The organism is Cohnella sp. OV330, from assembly GCF_900112065.1.
Taxonomy (GTDB): Bacteria; Bacillota; Bacilli; order Paenibacillales; family Paenibacillaceae; genus Cohnella.
Genome location: NZ_FOKE01000013.1, coordinates 244,130 through 266,721 on the forward strand (window position 1 = coordinate 244,130; position 22,592 = coordinate 266,721).

The following is a 22,592-nucleotide window of genomic DNA, read 5'->3' on the forward strand; positions in this document are numbered from 1 at the left end:
CGGCTTATCCCCTCTCCTCGGCATATAGGCGCATCGCCCGCACGATCGGTACGCCTTCGCTCTCCAGCACGCGCAGGCGGACGGCCTCCGCCTTCACCTGCGGCAGCCGGTCGATCTTCTTGTGACCGACCGCGCTGCCGCGGGCGATCTCCGTCCATTGCCCGTTCGCCAGCGCGTCCGCCGCATATGCGCGGATGCGCTCCCCGTGCCGGATGTCCTCCATCAGCACGAGATGCGAGAGCGCCGTCTCCCGGTCCAGCCGTACGGTCAGCTCGTATCCCTCGCCTGCCGTCTGACCCGCAGTATGCCCGAATCGCCGCCGCACCTCGTCGCCGAACTCGAGCACGCGGCGGACATCCGCCTCCGGCAGAAGTCCCCGATCGTCCGGCGATACGTTGAGCAGCAGATTGCAGCCGTGCCCGACCGAACGATAATAAATATCCATCAGCTCATCGAGCGCGAGCAGCCGGTCTTCGGCATCCGGATGCCAGAACCACTGTCTCTTGCGGATCGGCACGTCGCACTCGGCCGGAATCCACCGGGGCGTATCCTCCAGCCAATCGGCCCCGGCATCGGTGAACATGCTTAGCCGCGCCGCCTCGGCCGTATTCCAGCAAGGGTACGGCGCGACGCCGTCTTCATTGCCCACCCAGCGGATGGTCGGGGCGCCCATGTTGAACACCATCGCCTCCGGCTGATATTCGCGGACTAGCTCCATGATGCGCGCCCAATCGTACGCGCGGCCCTCCGAGCCGGCGCCGTCGAACCATACCTCGGCCAGCGGCCCGTACCCGGTCAGCAGCTCCGTCAGCTGGACGGCATAGAAGTCGTCGTAGGCCGCGGGGTCCGCGTAGCAAGGTTCGTGCCGATCCCACGGGGACAAATATAGGCCGAAGCCGATACTCTCCTCCCGGCACGCCTCCGCGCATTCCCGCACGACGTCGCCCCGGCCGTCCCGCCACGGGCTCGAAGCGACGGAGTAGTCCGTCGTCGCCGTCGGCCACAGGCAGAAGCCGTCGTGGTGCTTCGCCGTCAGGACGAAGTACTTCATGCCGGCCTGCTTCGCCGTCCGTACCCACTGCCGCGCGTCGAGCGCCGTCGGCCTGAACTTTTCCGCCGGATCGTCGCCCTCTCCCCACTCTTGATCGCAGAACGTATTCATCCCGAAGTGGCAGAACATGCCCATCTCCATGTCCTGCCAGGCCAGCTGCGCCTCGCTCGGCAGCGGGCCTTTATATTGGTCAGCCGCGTTCGGCTCCCTCGCGTTCATCCCATCGTCCTCCTCATCCTTGCAATCCCTTGACGAACGCGGCCGGCTCGACCACGATGCCTTCCGATCGCGATTTTTCCGCCGCGAAGGCCATCAGGTGGCTCTGAACCGACTGCTGCGCCGATGTGCGGCCGCCGCCCGAGCCCCCGCCTTCGCCGACCAGCTTGACGAAATCCTTCATCAGCCGCTCGTCTCCGCCGCCGTGACCGACATGGCCGCCCGATTGGCCCCAGGAGATTCGCTCCGTCTTCCCGGTGCCGAAGTGCAGCACCTCGATCGCGTCCTCCTCCATCGTGCCTCGGATCTCGCCTTTCGTGCCCATCAGCTTGATGCTGCGCCCGATGTCCCGCGTGAAGGCGCTCATCGTGAAGGCGGCGGTCGCGCCGCCCGCGAATTCCAGATTGACGACCTGGCGGTCGACGACATCGTTGTCGCAGCGATAGACGCAGCGGCCGTAAGGACCTTCGAGCAGCGCGCGATACCGCGCCTCGTAGCTCGGATCGTCGCTGATGGCGGAGGTCGGCCAATCCGTGTTGTCCGTCAAATACTGCCTAGGGGCGTAGTAGAGGCATTCGTCCGCGGCCGGGCAGCCGTCCAGGCAGCGCTGCGGCGCGCCCGCCGGGGCATGCTCGGGCCGGAAGTGCCCAAGCGAGCCGAAGGAAGAGACGCGCACGCAATCCGTCCCGGCCAGCCACAGCAGGATGTCCAGATCGTGGCTGGCCTTCGCCAGAATCATCGGACTGGCATCCGCCGTCCGGCTCCAATTGCCTCGCACGAAGCTGTGCGCCTGGTGCCAGTAGCCGACATTCTCGTTGTGCACGATGTTCGTCAGCGTGCCGATCCGCCCCTCGTCCAGCAAAGCCTTGATCGTGGAGAAAAAATCGGTGTACCGCAGCACGTGGCAGATCGAGAAGATCCGTCCGGCGCTCGCGGCGGCTTCCCCAAGCCGCAGGCACTCCCCGGCATCGGGCGACATGGGCTTCTCCAGCAGGACGTGGTATCCCGCGGCCAGCGCCTTCATCGCCTGCTCGTAATGCTGCTTGTCCTGCGTGCAGATCAGCACGGCGTCCGCGAGCTTCGGGCGCGCGAGCAGCTCGTCCGCGCGCTCGAAGCACAGATCGGGCGCGATGGCGTGCGCTTGCCCGACCTGGTTCCTTCGCACGGCGTTCGGCTCGGCGACGGCGACGACCTGCATCGCCTCCGGATGGCCGATCGCGTACGACGCATAGTAAATTCCTCGCAGCCCGGCGCCGATCAATGCAACCTTTACCTTCGCTTTCATCCTTGAGACTCACTCCCTGCCTTCTTATATTTATCCGTGCCCATTGCGCCGACCTTCGGCGTCCGGCCCGTCGGTTCATGTCTCGGCTGCGCCTTCAGCACGGAGCCGTCCGCGAGCCGAAGCCATGTGTCGAAGCTGCGTTCGCCCTCACGGAGTTCGATGACCCGTGCGCCCGGAAGGAAGGGTCGATCCAGATAGGCGTTTCGCGTCGTTCGACCGTAGCAGAGCCGGATGCCATGCCACTCGCCCCAGTAATCTTGCGCATGGTCGTGCCCGACGAACGTCCCCATGACGTCGCCCTGCTCGATCATCGCCGCGAACATGCCGGAATTGATCCAAGGCGCGCAGCAGAAGTCCGCGTGGCGCTCTCCGTAGCAGACGCCGAAGTCCCATACGTCGTTGTATTCCGGAAGCGGGATATGGAAAAACGCGAGAGCCGGCAGCGGGACGCCGCCGTTGTCGACGGCAAGCCGGTGGGACGTATTCGCATACCATTCGATCTGATCGCGGCGAATCCAATCGTAGAAGCCCATCCGGCTGTATTCGAGCGGCGAGTAGCTTCCGGAATCGAGGAAATACAAGGCGGCCGCCGCCCCGCGCTCCCGCCCTTCCACCGTCAGCGCGTAATTGCCGGCGCCGTGCACGCCCGGCGCGTCCGGCTTGGCCGCATTGTGCGGGTACGTCAGTTGGAGCGCGTGCAGTTGCTCCCGCGTGACCGTCCCCTCCGAATCGTGATTGCCGAAGACGGCCGCCCAGGCCGTCCGCGTCCGTTCGGGCACCTCGCAGGCGCGCCGGAACGCAGCCGCGGGATCGGCATGTCCGGCCGAAGCGATCACATCGCCCGTATAGACGACCAGGTCCGGCTTCTCCGCCTCGATGATTTCAAGCATCATCCCGGTCATCCGCGTTTCTTCCTCGTCCGGATTCGCGAACTCGGGATCGGTGAATTGTACGATCCGGAACGTTCCGTCCGCTTTGAATCGCATCGATTTCATATAAGCAAAGGCCACCTCCGCAATCACTTAACTGTACTTCCGGCGACCGTTCGCGGTCCGCCGGCCTTGGCTACGCCACTAGCATATGAGCCCCTATCAGCCGCGTCAATACGCGGCCCCGCCGTTCGCGCAACAAGTCACGAGCGTGCCAAGATCAAGTCATCATCCTAGTAGTGACGCCGATCGGCCCCTTGCTATAATCGAGTCACCGCAACGGACGCACAGAAAGGATGAGCCATTTGGCAGCGCTACCAACGATAGAACACACCGCATCGCAAGCAGAGCTTCGCCGAGCCGTGCCCGCGTCCCGAACACGGACATTATGGAGGCAGATCAAGAAGTACAAAGCTCTGCTGCTCATGACGCTGCCCGGCGTCGTCTACTTGATCGTCAACAACTACATTCCGATGTACGGCGTCATACTCGCTTTTAAAAACCTGAACTACGTGCAGGGCATCTGGGGCAGCCCCTTCGTCGGATTCGACAACTTCAAGTTCCTGTTCCAGTCTCCGGACGCCTTCCTGATCACGCGCAATACGATCGCTTACAACGTCGCGTTTATCGTCTTCAATCTGATCCTGGCGCTGCTGACCGCGCTGCTCATCAACGAGATCAAGGACAAATTCGTCGCCCGCTTCTACCAAAGCACCTTCCTGCTGCCCCACATCATCTCGATGGTCGTGGTCGCCTATCTGGTATACAGCTTCCTCAACACGGACAGCGGCCTCGTGAACCGGCAGATCGTCAAATGGTTCGGCACGGACGCGATCTCCTGGTATACCGAGTCCCGCTATTGGCCCTACGTTCTCGTGATCGTCAACGCATGGAAAAACGTAGGCTACCTGTCCATCATCTACTTTGCCGCCATCATCGGCATCGACAAGGAGTATTACGAGGCGGCGACGATCGACGGCGCCAGCAAGTGGAGACAGATGACCCGGATCACGCTGCCGCTCATCTCGCCGGTCATCGTCGTCATGACGTTGCTCGCTATCAGCTCCATCATGCGTTCGGACTTCGGCCTGTTCTACCAAGTGCCGATGAATTCGGGACCGCTGCTGCCGACGACCAATACGATCGATACCTTCGTCTACCGGGCGATGGTCGGGTTCGGCGATATCGGAATGTCCGCCGCGGCCGGCTTGTACCAGTCCGTCGTCTGCTTTTTCCTGATCCTCGCAGCCAACCTGCTCGTCCGTCGAGTCAGCAAGCAAGACGCCCTATTCTAAACGAGAGGAGGCACGACGCCGCATGCCGATTGCCAGCCGTATACGCATTCCGTTCATTCACCTGTTTTTCGTGTTGTTCGCCATTGCATCGCTCTTGCCGTTCGTCCTCGTCTTCATCGTATCGATTACCGACGAGCAGTCGATCGCCCGGCACGGCTACTCTTTGTTCCCGAGCAAGATTAAATTTGCCGCCTACAACTTCCTGTTCAACGACTTCGCGCAGATTGCCCGGTCTTATGGCGTTACCATCGTCTGCACCTTCATAGGCACGATTCTGAGCGTGCTGATCACGGCCCTGTTCGCCTATCCGCTGTCGCGACCCGGACTTCCGCTGAAGCGAACGCTGAGCTTCTTCCTGTTCTTCACGATGCTGTTCAGCGGCGGCATGGCGCCTTGGTATATCACCTACGTCACGATGTTCGGGATGAAAAACACGCTGATGTCCATGATCGTCCCGAACCTGCTGCTGAGCGCGTTCAACGTCCTGCTGATGCGCAGCTTTTTCGCCAATACGATACCCGAGTCGATCGTCGAATCGGGCACGATCGACGGGGCGAGCGAATGGAAGATCTTCCTGAAGCTGATCGTGCCGCTGTCGGCTCCGATCGTCGCGACGATCGCCCTCTTCAATCTGCTGTCATACTGGAACGATTGGTACAACTGCATGCTGTTCATCGACAAGGCGGGACTTATGAACATCCAGTATCTGATGACGAAGATGCTGCTGAACGTCCAGTTCCTGATCGAAAAGTCGAGCTCCTCGAGCAATGCGACAGAACTGCTGTCCAAGATGCCGACCGAGACCATTCGCATGGCTCTCGCCATCATCGGCATCGCGCCTCTCTTGGTCGCGTATCCGTTCTTCCAGCGGTACTACATCAGCGGCATTACCAGCGGCGCGGTCAAGGGTTAATTCCCATCGATCTAGCCGTTGTCAAAGATTCATAGATCCTTAATATTAGAAGGTAGAGAAGGGAATGGGACAAAGATGAAGAAATCTCAAGCAGTCATCGCCCTCTTGACGGGAGGAGCGCTGCTCCTGTCCGCGTGCGGCAACAATTCCGGCAACGGCAACAACGCCGCAAGCTCGCCATCGGCTTCGGCCGGCTCAAGCGCGGGCTCCTCCGCAACCGCTTCCGCTAGCGGAAACGATACGGCGGCGAGTCTGAAGCCGTACAAGCTGACGCTTGTCTATCCCGGTTCGGCCCCTGCCGACCTGCAGCTCGTTCAAGACGAGATGAGCAAGTACCTGACGGAGAAGATCAACGCCACGATCGAACTGAAGTCGATCGACTGGGGTTCCTGGCTCGACAAGACGAATCTGATGAAAATCTCCGGCGAGCAGTTCGACCTCATTTTCACGGCAAACTGGTACAACTACGCCATCGACGTATCGAAAGGTCAATTCCTCGAGCTGTCCGATCTGATGGAGAAGAACGGCAAGGATATCCCGGGCGTGCTCGGCGACGACTTCTTGAAAGGCGCGAAGATTAACGGCAAGCTGTTCGCGCTCCCGACCAAAAAGGAATTCGCCCAAGGCTTCGGCTTCCTGCTGAACAAATCGCTCGTCGACAAGTACCAGTTCAATACCGAGGGCGTCAAGTCGCTCGAAGACATGGAAGCGATGTTCAAGACGATCAAGGAGAAGGAGCCGGGCATCATCCCGATTGCCGGCAACAAATTCTCGCAGACTTGGGGCGCTGCCAACTACGACGGCGATCTGCCTCGCGACAGCAAGGAGCTCAAGGTCATCGACAGGCTCACCGATCCGAAGTACATCGACTTCTTCAAGCGGATGCGGCAGTGGAACCAAAACGCCTGGTTCGACAAGGACGTCGTCACCTCGAACGACAGCGACCAGGCCCAGAATCTGATCAAGGCCGGCAAGGCGTTCGCCATCGGCCAGTCGCTCAAGCCGGGCAAGGACAAGGAGATGACCGTTCAACTCGGCATCCCGCTCGTTCAAGTCGAGACCGCCGTGCCGTACACGACGACAGGGGAAGCGCAAGGCGCCATGCTCGCCATCTCCCGCACCTCCGGCGATCCGGACCGGGCGATGATGCTCTTGAACCTGCTGTATACCGATCCGAAGCTGCTCAACATGCTGGATTGGGGCATCGAAGGCAAGCACTACGCCAAAAAGTCGGATAACGTCATCGATTATCCGGAAGGCGTAAACGGGCAGAACACGGGTTATCCGACGCCGGGCGGCTGGATGTTCGGCAACCAGTTCAATTCGTACCTGTGGGCCAACGAGGACCCGGACAAGTGGGCGCAATTCGAAAAGTTCAACGCGAGCTCCGAAAAGTCGCTCGCCCTCGGGTTCACCTTCGACCCGACGCCGGTCAAGTCGGAGAAGGCCGCGCTGGAGAACGTCGACAAAGAATTCATTAACGTGCTGAACGCCGGCGCGGTCGATGTCGACGCCACGGTTGCCAAGTACAAGGCGAAGCGGGATGCCGCGGGCTTCCAGAAGGTGCTCGCCGAGGAGCAGCGCCAGATGGACGAGTGGGCGAAGTCGCAAGGCAAATAAGACGGACGGAGCTGGGGCGTGCCCCAGCTCCATTTCCCTTTCTCTTTCCTGTCCCCCCGCGGGGAGTTGTGCCATAATGACTAGAAAACGCCCGGAGGATGCAGATGAATCCAAAACGATCGCTTCGCTCGATGTTGACCGTCGGCTTCGCCGCGATCGCGCTGCCTCTCGTCTGTCTGCTGCTCTACAGCAACCATACGGCCTCCGATGCGCTGCGAGGGCAGGCGGCCGAGGCCAACAAGAACATGATCGCTCTGTACGCCAACCAGATTCAGGCGGTCCTGGGCAACGAATCGAAATATTTATACGATCTGGCTTCCTACAACTCTGACGTCCTGTCGCTGGACCGGATGATCGCCGACTCTTCTGAATATGCGCTCGCCAAGGTGCGAATCCGGAACAGCCTGCAGCAATATATCCGATTCAACAGCGGCGTGGACATCCAGTTCGCCTACCATGTCGCCTACCGGGACCTCATTCAAACGAACTATAACTCCGGCTCCTATGAGGAAGCGACGGCGATCGAGACGTGCCTGAACCGTATGCTCGCTTCCGTGAAGCCCGGGGATCCGCACTTCTCCGGGTGGAAGGAGCTGCGCTGCGGCGACGTCGACAGCCTGATCCGCCTCGTGGATACCGGCTACGGCGTATATCTGGGCGGATGGGCTCGTCTCGATCATCTGATGGTGCCGCTTGAGCTGATTCAGCTCGGCGGGGGCGGCTTCGCCGCGTTCGCGGACCGGCAGGGCCGGCTCATCGCGGGCACGTTCGACGCCGAACGCCTCGAAGAAGCGCCCGTCGTCGAAGCCCGGGCGGACTATCAGCGGATTCGAGGGAAGCGCGAGACCTACATCGCGGTCAGCAATCCGGTCGCCACGACCGACGTCAGGCTTGCCGCGTTCATTCCCGAGAAGCGGATGCTGCAAAATTTGGCCTGGTTCCGCAAGTTCATCGCCTGGGTTCCCTTTTTTGCCGTCGCGCTGCTCTTGCTCTACCTGCTCTACTTGAACAACATCATCATCAGGCCGATGAACGGCCTGCTTAAGGGCATGCGCACGCTGACGCGGGGAGATTGGAAGATTCGGCTGGGCGACACCGCTTCCAGGGAATTCAGCTCCTTGAACGACGCGTTCAACGGCATGGCGAACGAGATCCAGGATCTGAAGATCCATGTTTACGAGGAACAGATCCGGACGCACAAGGCCGAGCTGAAGCATCTGCAGCTTCAGATCAATCCTCACTTTTTGCTCAACAGCATCAACGTCGTCTACAACCTGGCGCAGCTAAAAAACTACGAGATCATCCAATCGATGTGTCTCAATCTGGTCAAATACTTCAGGTTCACGACGCAGACGAACCAACCGTTCGTGACGCTGTCCGAGGAACTCGATCATATGGACAGCTACTTGTGCATTCAGCAGCTTCGCTTCCCGGGCAGAATCACGTTCCGGATCGACTTGGCGGAGGACGCGCGCGAAGTCCGGATTCCGCCGCTGATCGTACAGCCCTTCATCGAAAACGCGATCAAATACGGCTTCGACTTCATGGAGAAGCCCTTTCATATCGAGATTCAGGCGATGCTCGCCGAGGGCGGCCGGCGCTGCCGCATCCGGATCGCCGACAACGGCTGCGGATTTCCCGAGGACGTGCTGCATGCGATGCAGAGCGGGGACTACTTCCGCCAGACCGACGGCAAGCATCTCGGCATCTGGAACTGCTACCATCGCTTGCAGCTGCTGTACGGGCCGGAAGCGCGGCTGGCGTGCGGCAACGCCGCGGAAGGCGGCGCGCTGATCGATCTGACGGTCCCCGCCGAGCTGTCCGATTCGTCCGCCAACCTATTGCATGCTTAAGAAGCGACCGATCAACGGAGGGGATTCGATCGTGAACGTATTGATTGTCGACGATGAGATGTATGCCGTATTGGGAATGAAGGACGCGATCGGCTGGGAAGCGCTCGGCGTCGCGGCCGTTTACGAGGCCTATAATATGAAGCAAGCCATTCGTCGCTTCGAAGAGCAGACGATCCATGTCATGATCTGCGATATCGAAATGCCGAAGGGAACGGGGCTCGACCTGCTGGAATGGGTGAACGAGCATTCGCCGGATACGGAGACGATCTTCCTGACGGCCCACGGGGACTTCCGCTTCATGCAGCGGGCCATTCAATTGAGCAGCTTCGACTATATGATGAAGCCCGTCGAATTCCCCGCCCTGGAGGCGACGGTCCGGCGCGCGATACAGACCGTGGAGGAACGCCGTGCCGAGCGCATTCGCAACGAAAACTACAAGCCGTACTACGAACTGTGGAACCGGAAGAAAATGCTGCTGAGCGAGCGCTTCTGGTACGACCTGCTGGCGCAGCGCGTCGTCGTCGATGCGTCGTCCGCGACGGCGACGGCGGCCGAATACGGCCTTCAACTGCGCGAGGGCGACCGGCTGCTGCCGATTCTGGTCAGCGTGGAAAATTGGATGCGGGAGCTCAGCACGCGGGACGAAGAGGTCATGGAGTATGCCGTCCGCCAATCGGCCCTGGAGATGCTGATCGCCGGCGCACGGGGCGAGGTCGTCCAGACGAAGCAGGGCGTGACGATCGCCCTCCTATTCCTCTCGCCCGAAGAAGAAGCGCTGCTGTCCTCGAGCCGAATCGGCGGCGCCTGCCAGGAATATATCGCGGCCTGCCGGCAGTACTTGAACTGCCAGCTATCGTGCTATATCGGCGAGCCGACGGCGCTGCACGAGCTCGCCGCCATGTACAAGGCGCTCCTCGCCATGGAGTTCAACAACCTGAGCGAAGCCAATCAGCTCAATTGGCTGGCCGAGCTGTCGCACGAACCGGCGCCCGGCCTGCGGCCGACGCTGCCCGACTTCGCCGTCTGGTCGCAGCTGCTCGAGCTCGGCAAGGCCGACGAGCTGATCCGGGAGCTGCGCGGCAGCCTGCGGGAGCTGGGGGCGGATCGGCGGTTCGGGGCGGACGCTCTCCAGGCGTTCTACCAGGGGTTTCAGCAGATGATTCATTACCTGCTGCAGAAGAAGGGACTGTCGGCAAGCCAGCTGCTGCGCGAAGACGACGGACTCGCCCAAGGCGCCTTGCCTCCGCGGACGCTGGAGCAGATGGAGAAGTACGGCTCGGACTGGATCGGCGCCATCCACCGCAGCCTGTTCCAGAACGAGTCGGTCGTCCAGCGTCTGCGCGCCTACATCGCCGATCATCTGGGCGAGAACGTCACCCGCGAGATGCTGGCCGAATACGTTCACCTGAACCCGGCTTACTTGTCGCGGCTATTCAAGAAAGAAACGGGCCTCAGCATCACCGACTATCTGCTCGGCGAACGCATGCGGATGGCGAAGGAGCTCATCTCCCGCTCCGCGCTCCCGATCTCCGAGATCGCCCGGACGCTCGGGTACAACAACTTCTCGTACTTCTCCCGGATGTTCCGGAAGGTGTACCACGCCAATCCGCAGCAGTTTCGCAAGCAAGCGGGGAGTGTGAATAATGGGACGTGAGCGCGGCGGATGGTCGGCGGATATGCAAAGAGGACCGCGGAGGATGACTCCGCGGTCCTTTTTCTATTTCCCTAATTAGAAGGCGATTGAAAGGCGGTCGCCGCAATGCGGGGGGTCGCCTTCTCTACGAGAGGCGATCGCCCTGCCGGGCACGCGTTCGGCCGCATCGCCTTCTCTACGAGAGGCGATTGCCCCGACGGTCACGCGTTTGGCCGCATCGCCTTCACTACGAGAGGCGATTGCCCTGCTGAGCACGCATTTGGCCGGATCACCTTCTCTACGAGAGGCGATCGCCCCGCCGGGCACGCGTTCGGACTCATCGCCTTCACTGCGAGAGGCGATCGCCCCGCCGGGCATGCGTTTGGCCTCATCGCCTTCTCTACGAGAGGCGATCGTCCCGCCGGACACGCGCGAATTCGCGAGAGTGCGCATCCATTCCTTCTGCCCCGCCTACGCTCTCCCGGACACGCTCGACTTGATCCGCTCGTTGACCCGCTCCCGCAGCGACCGCAGCCAATCCGCGTCCCTTGGGTAGTCCTCGAACGTGATCGCCTGCGTCAAGCCTTCCTCGACCAGCCGCAGCGTCTCTTCCTTGCCGATCATCGACTCCAGCAGCCGCAGCGCCCTGAGATCCTGCAGGGCTTCGTGCAGCACGACAAGACGGAGCGATTCGACGGGCCCGTCCTCGCCGGGATAGACGACGAACGCGTCGCCGGACGGGAAGGCACATCCTGCATCCGTCACCTTGTACGGGTCGATCGGGTACAGGGAAAACTGCGAATTCCAGAAGTTATAGCCCCAATGCAGGAAGCCGGCCGCGTTGAATTTATAGAGCTGGATGCCGAGAATGCGGTTGCGGTAGGACGGCATGTGGAAAAACCGGTTCGCCACCTTCTTGTTCTGCGAGACGCAGTAGTAGGTCCATAGCGGCTCGACGCCCCGCTCGATGAACGGCTTCACGTGATCGCTCGCCGGAATCGGGATGTCGACCGAGCCCGTCGCGTAGAAGTCATAATCCGACAGCGCGTCGATGACCGGGAAGCCCGCCAGATGGCCGCGAATAATCCCGCTCGCCGTCCGGTAGTCTTCCAGCGCCTCCATGGCCGGCTCGTCGGAGACGTGGAAGTAGCTGCGATCCTTCAATCCGCCGCGCTCGAGGAAGGCGACCAGCTCGGGAAGGAACGCGTCCAGGAAGCTGCGGTACGCCGCCCCGCCCGCGTCCGTCTCCCAGCCGAACAGCCGCTTGTACGCGCCGTTTTCCGTACCCATGATCTTGGGCGCGTGCTTCGCCCCCCATTGCGTGAACAGATGGGAAAATTCGAAGTACTCGACGCCGTTCGAGAGGCACAGCTCCACCCAGCGCTGCAGCTTGTCGAAGCCGAATCGGTAGCCGTCCCCGATCCGCTCGACGTCGACCAGCTGTACCGTCGTCCGTTCGCCGCCGATCTCGGTGTCGAGCGGAGGCGTGAACAGCGGGGTCAGCAGCATGTTCATTCCGTTCCGGACGGCGGTCCGGATATACTGGCCGAGCAGCTCCCACAGTCTCTCGCTCCAGACGTCCTCCCGGTAGTAGGCAGCGATACAATCGACGTGGAACCATTCGGTATGGATAAGTCGTTGAGGCGGCAGCGCCGTCGCGATGACCTCTAGCTCGAACGTCTCGGCTCCCGCGACTTCGCCATTCTCTTGCATGAGGCGAATCTCGATCGGGTACGTGCCCGGATCGACCGACTCGTCGAGATCGACCGTCACCCAGAGCGAACGCCATTGACCCGGCAGCGCGGCGAAGCCGATCCCGTCGCGCGGAGGGTATAACGGGTCGGGATACAGCCCCGGCGTCGTCCGCAGCACGTCATCGTCGTGGTCCTCGCGGCAAGGCAGCTCCGAAGGGACGAGCCCGACGGCCCGGACGGAAATGCGCGGCGCCAAATCGGAGATAATGCCGGCCGACAACGGCTTAAGCAGCGCCTCCGAACGGTACGCCACCTGGTAGGAAAAACGTTCGTTGCGTAGCGCGGACGCCCGGCCGACGCGGGCGTCCCGGAGCTCTTCGTCCGCGAACACCTTCGACAACGAGCTCAAGCATCGGGTTTGAAGCGAATAGTCACTCATCATGCGTTAAACCGCCTTTCGTTCTGTTTAAGGCCGTGCGTTCACCGGCATCTCGAAGCCGGCACGCGCCAGCAACTGCTGCCATGTCCGTACGCCGGCGTCGCGATTGCCGTAGAACACGGGGTTCGTGAATGCCTGCAGCGCGCCGTCCGGATCCCGGATCTCGAAGCGCGCCCACCGGTAGGCTTCGCCTCTCCAGTCGAGCGCGATCTCGAACGTCTGATCCCGCGCTTCGATCGGGAGCGACGCCTGTAGGCCGCCGTTCTCGATGACGTTCACCGAACCCGCGTCCAGGCCGCTCGCCGCCAGCCGGACGCGAACCTTCCCGTCGGCCGATTCGTCCACCGCCTCCGTCGTATCGGCACCCAACGGCAGCCTGCGCCCTCCCGCGGTTACTTCGATTCCGAGCACGGGTCCGAGCGATACGTAGGCCCGCCCGGCTCGCGCCGCGTCCACGATCGCCGCCGCCGACAGCGTCTCCGCTTCGACGTAGGTAGCCGGCATGCCGATTTCTTCCCGATGCGGCGCATCCGCTTCGCCTCCCTTCGGCGCGCCGTGCACGTCCGATCCGCCCAGCCCGGCGAGCCGGACGCCTTCGTTCCAGGCGGCGCTCCAGACGATGAGCATCTTCTCGGTGTTTTCGCCGTCTGCCGGCGTATTGACGATTTCGAGCGCGTCCAGCTCGGAGAGCGGCGTATCCGCGAACATCCAAGCCCATGGGACGGTCAGCGGATGATTGAGCGAACGCAGCGCCCCCCGCCTCCCCGCTTCGGCCATGAGCCTGTCCATGCCTTCCTGCGTGCCGATCCCGCCGTCCCGCGACGCATGCCGCCAATCCGGCCAGCGGTCCAGGCCGATCGCGTTCCAGTCGCCCCGGCCGAACGAGGTGATCTCGATGCCCGGGATGACGCGCACGGCGCTCTTCGGCCAGCGATGCTGCATGATATTATGATCGGTAATCGCGAAGAAATCCAGGCCGCGGACCGCTGCCTGCCCGGTCAGCTGTCCCGCCGTCATCTCGCCGTCCGACAGCACCGTGTGCGCGTGGAAGTCTCCCCTGTACCAGCGGCGCCCTCCTTCGCGACTATCGGTCCAGTCGTACCGGTTCAGCGTGTACGCGCCGCCTTCGCCGCCGCCGGCCGTATGTCCGTCGGACCAGACGTCCCATTCCTCCCCAGGCTGTCCTTCGGCCGCGGCAGGCAAAGCCCCGCTGCCCGTCCTCCAGGTCAGGGCGACGGTCTTGGGCTTGCCCCGCACGAATTCGATCTGCCACTCCCCCGGCGGAATATCGCCGGGGATGGCCAGTTCGCTCGTAAGCAGCGAGTCCCGATGAACGGTCACTTCACCGACGCGGTTGACGTCGAGATAAGAGAACCGGATGCGGCCCTCCGAATCCCAGACGTTCATAAAAATCCAGCTCTCGCGGCGGTCGAATTCAAATGAGAAAACAAGCCACTCCGCGCGCTCCTCGACGCGTAACGAGGCCCGTTCCGGAGCCGGGTCAAAAACGATCCGATTGGACTCCATCTGCCGCTCTCCTCCGCTTCATGAATGGTTTTCCGTACGCCATGCCGACCCCAACGAACAGCATCGCGCAAATGATATAAGCGGCCTGCAGCCCGTACTCCGCGCCGACCGCGCCGAAGACGACGACGGGACCGATCGCCGCTCCCAAGTCAGTCGACACCGAGTACGCCGTCATTACTTTGGCGGCGGACCCTGTCCGGACCGCGTCCGCCGCCATCGCGTCCATAATCGTGCCGAGCGTCGTGGCGGTCGCCATCGCGAGGAGGACGGCAGCCACCCAGCAGACGAGCGGCAGCTCCCATGGGATGAACGCGTAAGCGGCCGACGCGCCGATGAGCGACAGCAGGAGCCAAGGCAGCCTGCCGCCCCGTTCGTCCGTACGGCGTCCGATCCAGCTAGCCAAGAACGGCTCCCATGCGCACCGGAGGGCGGTGAGCGCCCCGCCGATCGCCGTGCTCCCGGCCGCGAGCCCCGCGAACGAAGCGGCCGACGCGTAGTTCTCGTCGATGACATATGTCAGCGTCGCCCCGAAGACGGCTTGCACCAACGCGACGACGAGTCCGCAGAGCACGATCTTCGTCACCGGCGCCGTCCATAACGGTCCCTCCTTATGGCTCTCCGAATGACGACGGCCGGTCCGCGCATCCGCGCTCGCCTTCGCCCGAACCGCAACCGTCACAAGCGGGAGACCGAGCAGCGCCAGCACGCCGAACGCAATCCCGACAGGCTGCAGACCGATCTGCGGGACGAGCAGACCGCCGGCCAGGACGCCGGCCAAGCTGCCGAGCCGCCAGACGCCGTTGTATCTCCCCATCAGCCGGCCGCGGTTCGAGGCATGCGCGATTTCGATGACCGTCAGGTAGCCGCCGATCCGCAGCAGCGACCAGGCTACGCCCCAGACGGCGCGGAGTAAGAGCCAAACGGCGAACCCGCGGCCGACGCCGTATCCGATCGTCGTGGCGGCGCCGAGCAGCACGGCGACTTGCAGTCCCATCCTGAGCGGCATATGCCTGTATAGCCAGCCGATCAGCGGGTTAAGCGGCAGCCGGACGAAGCGGTTTACGGCCAGCAGCGCGCCGACTTGCCACAGCGAATCGAGCCCCGCCTCTCGCCAATAGACGGGGAGCACCATATAGACCATCGAGTCGCCCAGCAGAGCGGCTGCGGTCACGAGCCCGACCGCTGCGGTCGTCCGCTCGCCCTCGTGCTTGCCCAAGAAATTCATGCGCCGCGCTCTCGGTGCGGCGGCATCCCGACTGGCGGCGGCATCCCGCCCGGCAGCATCATCGCGCTTCCGGGCGATCGGGCCGGTGCTCGGCCTGCTGCATGTCCACGCTGCCGTCGTCAAGGCGGAGCCACGACTCGAAGCCGCGCGCGCCCCGGGTCATCCGAATGACCCGCGCCCCGCGTGGGAATCCTTCCTTGCCGTACGTATGATAACCGGTGGCGCGGCCATAGGCGAGGCGAATGCCGTGCAGCTCTCCCCAGTAGTCGTTGATATGGTCGTGGCCGACGAACGTGCCCATGACATCCCCCATCTCCGCCATCGCCGCGAAAAACCCCGAATTGAGCTGCGGACTGCATACGCCCTCGTGCTTGCTCCCGTAACAGACGCTGCGTTCCCACGCGGTTGCGTACTCCGGCAGCGGGATGTGGAAGAAGGCGAGCGCCGGCAGCGGGCTTCCGCCGTTCAGCGCCGCGAGCTTGCGGGATTCGGCCGCGTACCAGTCGATCTGATCCTTGCGAATCCAGCCATAGCCCTCGACTTGGGGGAGCGGGGAGTAATCCCCGCTGTCCAGGAAATAAAGCGCCGCAGCGTCGGCCCCGTCCGCGCCCGCTACTGTCAGGGCATAATTGCCGAACCCGCTGATGCCCGGCGTATGGCGCGCCAGGCAATGGTCATGCGCCAGGAGCGCGTCCAGCATCTGCGCCCGCGTCACCTTCGCCTCGGCATCGTGATTGCCGAGCACGGCCGCCCAGGGGATGCCGCTCTCTTCCGCGGCCACAACTGCCTGTCGCAGGGACCGCCTGGGATCTTCGCAATGCTCGCTGTATACGATATCTCCCGTGAAGACGATCAGATCCGGCGTTTCCTCTTGAAGGACGAGGCGCATGAGCGCTTCTGTCCGCTTGTCGTCGGCCTCCCCGTTTTGCCAATGCACATCGGTAAATTGCACGATCTTAAAGGTTCCGTCTTCTCTAAAGCGCAATCGGCTCTTCACTTGGCTTTCCCCCTGCATAGCTTCCTGATTTTCGTCCCCGTCCGTGCCGTCGCCGAAGGCCCAATCGCGCATCCGGCCAAGATCGGAGGCACAGTCATCGCGGCGCAAACAATCCTTGCGGCAGCTTCGCTTCCCATGCCGCAGGCGCTTCGAGCCCGAGCGCGCGAACGACGACGGCCGCCGTGTCCTTGATCGAGACGTCCGACCGAAGCTCGGCGCCTGCGGCGATGCCGGGACCGACGCAGCCCCAGTAGATCGTCTTGTCCATCGGATGATCGCTGCCGTGGCCGTACTTGTCCTCGCCTCCGCCGCCGTGGTCGGTGACGAATAGGAGCAGGCTGTCGCCGAGCAGCCCCGCTTCCTCGATCGCGCGCAGGATGACGCCCGTGTTCGCGTCGGTCTCCTCGATCGCCGCGATCTGGCCGGGCGTACGGTAGCCGTGCTTGTGCCCGGCTGCATCCGGCAGATCGAGCTCGATATAGAGCAGCTTCAGGTCCGGATTATCCCGGATGTACGCCGCGGCTGCTAAAGCAAGCTCGGCGTCGTCCATCGAGACTTTGTGCACGCCAAGCGCGTCCTCGACGATGCCCGAGTTGATCGGCCGCCAAGCGCTGAACGCCGCCAGCTTCGCCTCGGGCCAAGCCTCCCGCGCGACCCGGAAGATCGATGGATACGGAGAATCGGCCGGATACGTCTCCTTGTCCGCCTTCTCGTTGGTCAAGCCGTGCTTGGCGGGAGACACGCCATGCATGAGCGATCCCCAGCACTCCGCGCTGATCGACGGCGACTCGGTCCGCGCCCCGAACGTGAACGTTCCCTTCGATACGTAGCGATCCAGGTTCGGCGTATGCGCATCCTGTACGAAAGTCCCTGCGCCGTCCCATCCGATTACGATCGCTCGATTGATCTTCTCCATCGTTATTCCTCCTCGTCGTTTACGATCAGTGCGCGGATGAAGCGACCAGGACGATCCCGGCAGCCACCGCTGCGGAAGCCGTCACGCGGCGAACGCCTTGCCGCTCCTTCAGAATGAACAGGCCGAACAGCGTGCCGAATACGATGCCGACCTCGCGTACCGGGGAGATGGCCGACACGTCGGCTTGGCCCGCAGCCAGCAGAAACAGCAGATAGGAGCCCGGAGAGAGCACCGCCCCGAGCCCCATCGTTCGCCAATGGTTCCCGATGGTGCGGCGAAGGCGTCCGCGCTTGCAAGCGGCAGGCGTCAGGCCCAGCATGAATCCGATATTGGTCACCTCCAACAACGCCAGCGGAGAGATATGCTGCAAGTTGACCTTGTCGATCAGCGTGTACGAGGCGATGCATAGGCCTACGCACACCGCCAGCGCGATCGGCTTCCGGGATTCCTTGTCCGCGTCGCCCCCCTGAGAGCGTCCGATCATGACCACGAATCCGACGAGCATGCATCCGATACCGAGCCATCCCCACGGCGGCATGCGCTCGCCCAGCAGCAGCGCGCCCGCGAGCGGGACGAGCAGCGTAGGCATTCCTCTCATCAGCGGATACACTTGCGACAGATCCCCCATCCTGTAAGTCAAGGACAGCAGCGCTGCATATAGAGCCTGCATGCCCAGAGACGCGCCGAGCAGCAACCACTCGCCAGCGGCGTATCGCTCGTGCGCCAGCTCTGCGAACAGCACCGGCAACAGAAGGACCGTCGCCGGCGCGTAGATCGCCCACAGGAAGACCGATTTATCCTCGCTTTGCTTGGCGAACAGATTCCAGAGGGCGTGGGCGAGTCCGGAGCACAACACAAATATCAAGGCAATCGTCATCGTTGGACGTCATCTCCTCCTTGCTTGCATTTCCACACATATTAACACACAAACACACACATTTAAATATAAAAACAAATAAATGCGTGGGATATCACACCATGATTCAGAAAAAGACAAAGAAAAAAAGACCGCGCTGCGCGATCTTACGGATCTGCCGATTGGCATATGCGATTGTTATTCGTAAATCAATTCAAGCCCGCTCTGCCTGAACTGCTCCGCCAATTCCCGGTCGATCCTCGAATCGGTCACGAATCGCTCGACCTCCGAGCAGGCGCACACCTTGATCAGGGAGAGCTGGCCGAACTTGCTGCTGTCTCCCAGCGCGATCGTCCGCTTGGCGTTGGCGAACATAATCTTCTTCACCTGCACCTCGCCCATGCCGTTGTCCGTTATCCCTTCGGCCAGCGTCACGCCGCTCAAGCTCATGAAGAACAGATCCGCGTGGAACCGCGCCGCGAACTCTTCGGCGAGATCGCCGACGATGCTCTGCTCCTGCTGGCGGATGACGCCGCCGATCAGCACGAGCGTATAGTCGGGTACCGCGATGAGCTCCTGAACGATAGGCAGCGAATTGGTCAGCACCGTCAGCCGCTTGAACTTGGCCTTGAGCACCTTCGCCAAGGTCAGGTTGGTCGTGCTGGCGTCGAGGGCGACCGACATGCCCTCGGACACGTAGCGGGCCGCGATAAGCGCAAGCTCCGTCTTCTCCTCTTGGTAGATCGATTCCCGGATCGGCAGCGGGATCTCCGCGCTGTAATCCAGCTCCTTCGCGATCGCTCCCCCATGAACGCGCCGCAGGCAGCCCTCGTTCTCGAGATACTCCAGATCGCGCCGGACCGTCTCGAAAGACACGCCGAACAGGTCCATTAATTCGGAAGCGCGGACCGACCGGTCGCGAGCCAGCTTGTCCACGATGGCTTGGTGTCTCTGTTGCGCGAACAACCGATCCCTCTCCTTTCGGCTTTTCTTCCGCATGATCGTATGCCGACCTGCCGAAGTGAAGCCACCACCCCCATTCTACACGAATCCCTGCACCCGTATCTATAAAAAAGAGCCGTCCCGAAGCGACGGCTCTTTTAAACGCCCTATGGCTTCGGGACAGCCCCGTCGTCGTCCGATCCGTGCAAATCCACGGTCTTGTTCAGATCCGAATCCGGCCTATCGTGACCGGTCAGCCGCTGGAACAGGTGCGCGACCATCTTCATTTTGCTGCCCGTTTCCCAATATTCGGCCGTCTCCGCCCTGACCTTGATCAGGACCAGGTTCGGATCGTCGTACGTCGTGTCGAGCAGCTTCTCGTAGGCGACGCTCCAGAACTCGCGAATCTTGGCCGGATCGTTCACCAGCTCGGCCTCGCCGCGCACGGACACGTACGATTTGCCCACGTAAGCGACGTTTACGCGCGGATCCTCCAGGAGCTCCTCGTATTTGTCCGTATCCTTGGACGTCAAAAACCACAGATCTCCGTCAAACTCCACTTCTTGCGTCTTGAGCGGCCGAGATACGAGACCTTCGGGCGTCACCGTCGTGAGCATGGCGGTATCGATTCCCTTGATCAGGTCCCTCACCTTGTCGATCGCTTCCTGGCTGGCCGTATGCATATTTGGCATGTCCTCACCTCATCGTTTGGATTGGGCCTTTTTTGCGCTCTCCGTATATTTAAACCGAATCGCCGCCCCTTCAACCAATGGGCCAACCATCTTCTGTAAAGCATTGACGCACGGAAAGGATGAGGCGTAAAATAATTCTTCGGTAAGTCCATGGAGTAGATCAGGTATGAACAAAGGAAGAGGTTGAACCGTTTTGAATTTTAAGGCTGTCGCAATTTGCTTATATATCGTCGGCATTTATTGGCTTTCGTCGCGCGTGCCCGCGATGCACGCTTTATTTTTCCCGACGCTCGGCGCGTTTAGCCTTCTTTTTATCGCGCATCCTTTTTCTCCGGGCAAACTAGGCAAGGTCGCCTTCGGCGCCGTCGTCTCCGTCTTGATCGGCACGACGTTATCCTACGTGTACCCGGGCGCGGTCTCCTTGTTGGTCAATATGCTCATCGTCATCTACTTGATCAACCGGTTTAAATGGAATGCACCGCCGATTCTCGCCGTGTCGCTCATTCCGTTTTTCGTGCATACGTCCTTTATCTGGGTCATTCCGGCGTCCGTCTGCGTCTCCCTGATCGGGCTGGTGCTCACGCTGTGGATCGCCCATCACGTCGAACGCATCATCTCCGTGCAGACCCGGAGCGCCAGCCAGGCAGAGTCCGGTTAACGGCCAAAAAAAGCGAATCGCCCTTTTACCGCGGCGCATTCGCTTTTTTATATCCCCCGAGAGCGGAGGCGTCATCCTTGATTTTGCATAAAGGCGAGATATTATTCCGGCAAGGAGAATCGGGGCCCCTGTACCATCTGAAAAGCGGCCTGCTCAAGATCGTGCGCCTCCATCCGGATGGCTCGCAGTATCTGGTCAATATCATCGTGCCCGGGGAGACGATCCCCCATCACTCGCTCATCAGCCCCAAGCCGTACTTCGGCACGGCCGTCGCGCTCACCGCCAGCGAAATCGACGTGCTGCCGGCCGCGGAGTGGTATGAGGAATTGGCGCAGGACCCCGTACGCTATCGGGACGTGGCGCTGCTGTTGCAGGACAGATTGAGTCTGCTGCAGCAGCGGTTCGACCAATTGACGGAGACGTCTCCCGCGGAAAAGCTCAGAAAGCTCGCCGCCTGGTTCGAGACTTATATCGGTCCGGCGCCGCTCGCCGACGTGCTGACGCAGGAAGAGATCGGTCAGTTCGTCGGGCTGCGCCGCGAGACGGTCAACCGGCTGCTGCGCAAACGGCAGCCGCTGCCGTGATCTCGCCGCAATCCCGGATCAAGCTTGAGCCGTCTCCGCCTCCTGCAAGCTGCCGGACGGTCCGAAAAATTCGAAGCGAATCCGCTCCTCCGCGATTCCCCACGACCGCAGCGCGGCAAACACCGTCTTCATGAACGGCGTCGGCCCGCAGAAGTAGAAGCTCGCTTCCGTCGTCGGAACGACTTGCTGCAGCCAGGACAGATCGACGTAACCTTCCTTGTGAAAAGCCTCCGTCTTCCGGTCCGAAGCCGACGGACGGCTATAGCACCAGTGCGCGGATACATGCGGGCTGCTCGCCGCGACCTCCTCCGCTTCCTGACGCAGCGCATGCGCGTCTCCGCTCCGCGCCGCATGAATGAACGCGATCTCGCGGCCGGGTTGGGCCTCCGCTGCGGCTTTCAGCATGCTGACCATCGGCGTCAGCCCCACGCCGCCGCTGATGAGCACGAGCGGCCGGGTGTCCGCCCGATCCAGAACGAACTCGCCCGCCGGCGCGGACAGATGCAATACGTCGCCTTCTCCAACCTGCGCGTGCAGGTATGACGACACTTTGCCGGCCGGCTTGCCGGGGAGCGCGTCCTCCCGTTTCACGGAGATCCGGTAATACGGCTTGCCCGGCGCATCCGACAGGCTGTACTGGCGGATATGCGTGTTCGATTCGCCCGGAATGTCCAGCCGCACGCTGATATACTGCCCGGGCTCGAACGAAGCCAGCGCCCCGCCGTCCGCCGGCACCAGGTAGAAGGACGTGACGACATCGCTCTCCGCCACCTTGCGCGCGACGCGGAACGCTCTGAATCCCGCCCAGCCGCCGTCCTGCTTTTCCGCCTGCTCGTACATGCCTTCTTCGACTTGGATGAAGACGTTCGCGATGATGCCGTACGCCTCCGCCCAGGCCCCCAGGATGTCGTCCGTCGCCGCGTCGCCGAGCACGTCCTTGATCGCGCCCAGCAGGTACTTGCCGACGATCGGGTACTGATCGGCCGTCACGCCGAGGCTGCGGTGCTTGTGCGCGATCTGCTTCACGACCGGCAGGATCGACTCCAGCTTGTCGATATGCAGCGCCGCGGCGTATACGACGTTGGCGAGCGCCGCTTGCTGCCTGCCCTGGCTCTGGTTCGCATGGTTGAACAGGTTCAGCAGCTCCGGGTGCGCCGCGAACATCGTCTGGTAGAAGCGCTTCGTGATCGTCGTGCCGTGCTGCTCGAGCACGGGCACCGTGGATTTGATGATCTCTATCGTGCGGGAACTAAGCATATCCGTTCTC

Annotated in this window: 20 protein-coding genes; 7 read left to right on the forward strand and 13 right to left on the reverse strand. The window is 62.0% G+C overall.

Going from position 1 to position 22,592, the window contains the following annotated elements; all coding sequences use genetic code 11:
* Positions 1 to 4: 4 nt before the first annotated feature.
* The 3 genes from BM235_RS26705 to BM235_RS26715 are packed head-to-tail and all read right to left on the reverse strand — an operon-like array spanning position 5 to position 3,547.
* Complete coding sequence (locus BM235_RS26705; protein WP_090117293.1) at positions 5 to 1,270, reverse strand: alpha-L-fucosidase; 1,266 nt, start codon at positions 1,268 to 1,270, stop codon at positions 5 to 7.
* 13 nt (positions 1,271 to 1,283) lie between these two features.
* On the reverse strand, positions 1,284 to 2,552 hold the full coding sequence (locus tag BM235_RS26710; protein WP_090117294.1) for a Gfo/Idh/MocA family protein: 1,269 nt from the start codon (positions 2,550 to 2,552) through the stop codon (positions 1,284 to 1,286).
* Positions 2,549 to 3,547 (reverse strand): metallophosphoesterase family protein, encoded by a 999-nt coding sequence (locus BM235_RS26715; protein ID WP_090117295.1) that lies wholly within the window; start codon positions 3,545 to 3,547, stop codon positions 2,549 to 2,551. Before BM235_RS26715 ends, BM235_RS26710 begins: the two co-directional genes overlap by 4 nt.
* Positions 3,548 to 3,786: 239 nt before the next feature.
* On the opposite strand from BM235_RS26715, the gene BM235_RS26720 reads away from it, so the two are divergent.
* From BM235_RS26720 to BM235_RS26740, 5 genes are all read left to right on the forward strand, one after another.
* Positions 3,787 to 4,776 carry an ABC transporter permease gene (locus BM235_RS26720; RefSeq protein WP_369803555.1) on the forward strand — a complete coding sequence of 330 codons (990 nt, stop codon included), beginning with the start codon at positions 3,787 to 3,789 and terminating at the stop codon, positions 4,774 to 4,776.
* A 22-nt stretch (positions 4,777 to 4,798) separates the two neighbouring features.
* A complete protein-coding gene (locus BM235_RS26725) occupies positions 4,799 to 5,689 on the forward strand; it encodes a carbohydrate ABC transporter permease (protein WP_090117297.1) in 891 nt (296 codons plus the stop codon).
* Positions 5,690 to 5,764: 75 nt separating this feature from the next.
* The gene (locus tag BM235_RS26730; RefSeq protein WP_090117298.1) at positions 5,765 to 7,309 is read left to right on the forward strand and encodes an ABC transporter substrate-binding protein; all 1,545 of its coding nucleotides are present in this window, start codon (positions 5,765 to 5,767) and stop codon (positions 7,307 to 7,309) included.
* Between the two features lie 104 nt (positions 7,310 to 7,413).
* On the forward strand, positions 7,414 to 9,162 hold the full coding sequence (locus BM235_RS26735) for a sensor histidine kinase (RefSeq protein ID WP_110468895.1): 1,749 nt from the start codon (positions 7,414 to 7,416) through the stop codon (positions 9,160 to 9,162).
* A 31-nt stretch (positions 9,163 to 9,193) separates the two neighbouring features.
* Positions 9,194 to 10,816, forward strand: coding sequence for a helix-turn-helix domain-containing protein (locus BM235_RS26740; protein ID WP_255374616.1), 1,623 nt, complete (start codon positions 9,194 to 9,196; stop codon positions 10,814 to 10,816).
* 75 nt (positions 10,817 to 10,891) lie between these two features.
* Here BM235_RS26740 and BM235_RS26745 read toward each other — a convergent pair whose 3' ends face one another.
* The 9 genes from BM235_RS26745 to BM235_RS26785 all read right to left on the reverse strand — a co-directional run bounded on the left by BM235_RS26745 (position 10,892) and on the right by BM235_RS26785 (position 20,083).
* Positions 10,892 to 11,248 carry a hypothetical protein gene (locus tag BM235_RS26745; protein ID WP_090117300.1) on the reverse strand — a complete coding sequence of 119 codons (357 nt, stop codon included), beginning with the start codon at positions 11,246 to 11,248 and terminating at the stop codon, positions 10,892 to 10,894.
* A gap of 18 nt (positions 11,249 to 11,266) precedes the next feature.
* Entirely contained in the window at positions 11,267 to 12,931 is a 1,665-nt protein-coding gene (locus tag BM235_RS26750; protein ID WP_369803557.1) for a DUF4091 domain-containing protein, read from the reverse strand.
* Between the two features lie 24 nt (positions 12,932 to 12,955).
* The gene (locus BM235_RS26755) at positions 12,956 to 14,455 is read right to left on the reverse strand and encodes a CehA/McbA family metallohydrolase (RefSeq protein ID WP_090117301.1); all 1,500 of its coding nucleotides are present in this window, start codon (positions 14,453 to 14,455) and stop codon (positions 12,956 to 12,958) included.
* A complete protein-coding gene (locus tag BM235_RS26760; RefSeq protein WP_090117302.1) occupies positions 14,430 to 15,680 on the reverse strand; it encodes an MFS transporter in 1,251 nt (416 codons plus the stop codon). Before BM235_RS26760 ends, BM235_RS26755 begins: the two co-directional genes overlap by 26 nt.
* Before the next feature lie 58 nt (positions 15,681 to 15,738).
* Positions 15,739 to 16,677 carry a metallophosphoesterase family protein gene (locus BM235_RS26765; protein ID WP_090117335.1) on the reverse strand — a complete coding sequence of 313 codons (939 nt, stop codon included), beginning with the start codon at positions 16,675 to 16,677 and terminating at the stop codon, positions 15,739 to 15,741.
* A 94-nt stretch (positions 16,678 to 16,771) separates the two neighbouring features.
* Positions 16,772 to 17,593 (reverse strand): alkaline phosphatase family protein, encoded by an 822-nt coding sequence (locus BM235_RS26770; protein WP_090117303.1) that lies wholly within the window; start codon positions 17,591 to 17,593, stop codon positions 16,772 to 16,774.
* Positions 17,594 to 17,618: 25 nt separating this feature from the next.
* On the reverse strand, positions 17,619 to 18,470 hold the full coding sequence (locus BM235_RS26775) for a DMT family transporter (protein ID WP_090117304.1): 852 nt from the start codon (positions 18,468 to 18,470) through the stop codon (positions 17,619 to 17,621).
* Between the two features lie 177 nt (positions 18,471 to 18,647).
* Positions 18,648 to 19,415, reverse strand: a complete 768-nt coding sequence (locus BM235_RS26780; protein WP_090117305.1) for a DeoR/GlpR family DNA-binding transcription regulator — start codon at positions 19,413 to 19,415, stop codon at positions 18,648 to 18,650.
* 143 nt (positions 19,416 to 19,558) lie between these two features.
* The gene (locus tag BM235_RS26785) at positions 19,559 to 20,083 is read right to left on the reverse strand and encodes a pyridoxamine 5'-phosphate oxidase family protein (RefSeq protein WP_090117306.1); all 525 of its coding nucleotides are present in this window, start codon (positions 20,081 to 20,083) and stop codon (positions 19,559 to 19,561) included.
* A gap of 193 nt (positions 20,084 to 20,276) precedes the next feature.
* On the opposite strand from BM235_RS26785, the gene BM235_RS26790 reads away from it, so the two are divergent.
* Together BM235_RS26790 and BM235_RS26795 are read left to right on the forward strand one after the other, a co-directional pair.
* Complete coding sequence (locus tag BM235_RS26790; RefSeq protein WP_090117307.1) at positions 20,277 to 20,741, forward strand: HPP family protein; 465 nt, start codon at positions 20,277 to 20,279, stop codon at positions 20,739 to 20,741.
* 77 nt (positions 20,742 to 20,818) lie between these two features.
* The gene (locus BM235_RS26795; RefSeq protein ID WP_090117308.1) at positions 20,819 to 21,325 is read left to right on the forward strand and encodes a Crp/Fnr family transcriptional regulator; all 507 of its coding nucleotides are present in this window, start codon (positions 20,819 to 20,821) and stop codon (positions 21,323 to 21,325) included.
* A gap of 18 nt (positions 21,326 to 21,343) precedes the next feature.
* Here the strand turns inward: BM235_RS26795 and hmpA are convergent, their stop codons facing one another.
* Positions 21,344 to 22,582: an NO-inducible flavohemoprotein gene (gene hmpA / locus BM235_RS26800; RefSeq protein ID WP_090117309.1), complete on the reverse strand. Its 1,239-nt coding sequence runs from the start codon at positions 22,580 to 22,582 to the stop codon at positions 21,344 to 21,346.
* Between the last annotated feature and the right edge of the window lie 10 nt (positions 22,583 to 22,592).

Bases quoted from the DNA above. Each gene is read 5' to 3' on its own strand.
- BM235_RS26715 (WP_090117295.1), bottom strand. From the start codon at position 3,547: ATGAAATCGATGCGATTCAAAGCGGACGGAACGTTCCGGATCGTACAA.
- BM235_RS26725 (WP_090117297.1), top strand. From the start codon at position 4,799: ATGCCGATTGCCAGCCGTATACGCATTCCGTTCATTCACCTGTTTTTC.
- BM235_RS26770 (WP_090117303.1), bottom strand. From the start codon at position 17,593: ATGGAGAAGATCAATCGAGCGATCGTAATCGGATGGGACGGCGCAGGG.
- BM235_RS26705 (WP_090117293.1), bottom strand. From the start codon at position 1,270: ATGAACGCGAGGGAGCCGAACGCGGCTGACCAATATAAAGGCCCGCTG.
- BM235_RS26760 (WP_090117302.1), bottom strand. From the start codon at position 15,680: ATGAATTTCTTGGGCAAGCACGAGGGCGAGCGGACGACCGCAGCGGTC.
- BM235_RS26710 (WP_090117294.1), bottom strand. From the start codon at position 2,552: ATGAAAGCGAAGGTAAAGGTTGCATTGATCGGCGCCGGGCTGCGAGGA.
- BM235_RS26745 (WP_090117300.1), bottom strand. From the start codon at position 11,248: ATGCGCACTCTCGCGAATTCGCGCGTGTCCGGCGGGACGATCGCCTCT.
- BM235_RS26730 (WP_090117298.1), top strand. From the start codon at position 5,765: ATGAAGAAATCTCAAGCAGTCATCGCCCTCTTGACGGGAGGAGCGCTG.
- hmpA (WP_090117309.1), bottom strand. From the start codon at position 22,582: ATGCTTAGTTCCCGCACGATAGAGATCATCAAATCCACGGTGCCCGTG.
- BM235_RS26735 (WP_110468895.1), top strand. From the start codon at position 7,414: ATGAATCCAAAACGATCGCTTCGCTCGATGTTGACCGTCGGCTTCGCC.
- BM235_RS26755 (WP_090117301.1), bottom strand. From the start codon at position 14,455: ATGGAGTCCAATCGGATCGTTTTTGACCCGGCTCCGGAACGGGCCTCG.
- BM235_RS26750 (WP_369803557.1), bottom strand. From the start codon at position 12,931: ATGATGAGTGACTATTCGCTTCAAACCCGATGCTTGAGCTCGTTGTCG.
- BM235_RS26775 (WP_090117304.1), bottom strand. From the start codon at position 18,470: ATGACGATTGCCTTGATATTTGTGTTGTGCTCCGGACTCGCCCACGCC.
- BM235_RS26785 (WP_090117306.1), bottom strand. From the start codon at position 20,083: ATGCCAAATATGCATACGGCCAGCCAGGAAGCGATCGACAAGGTGAGG.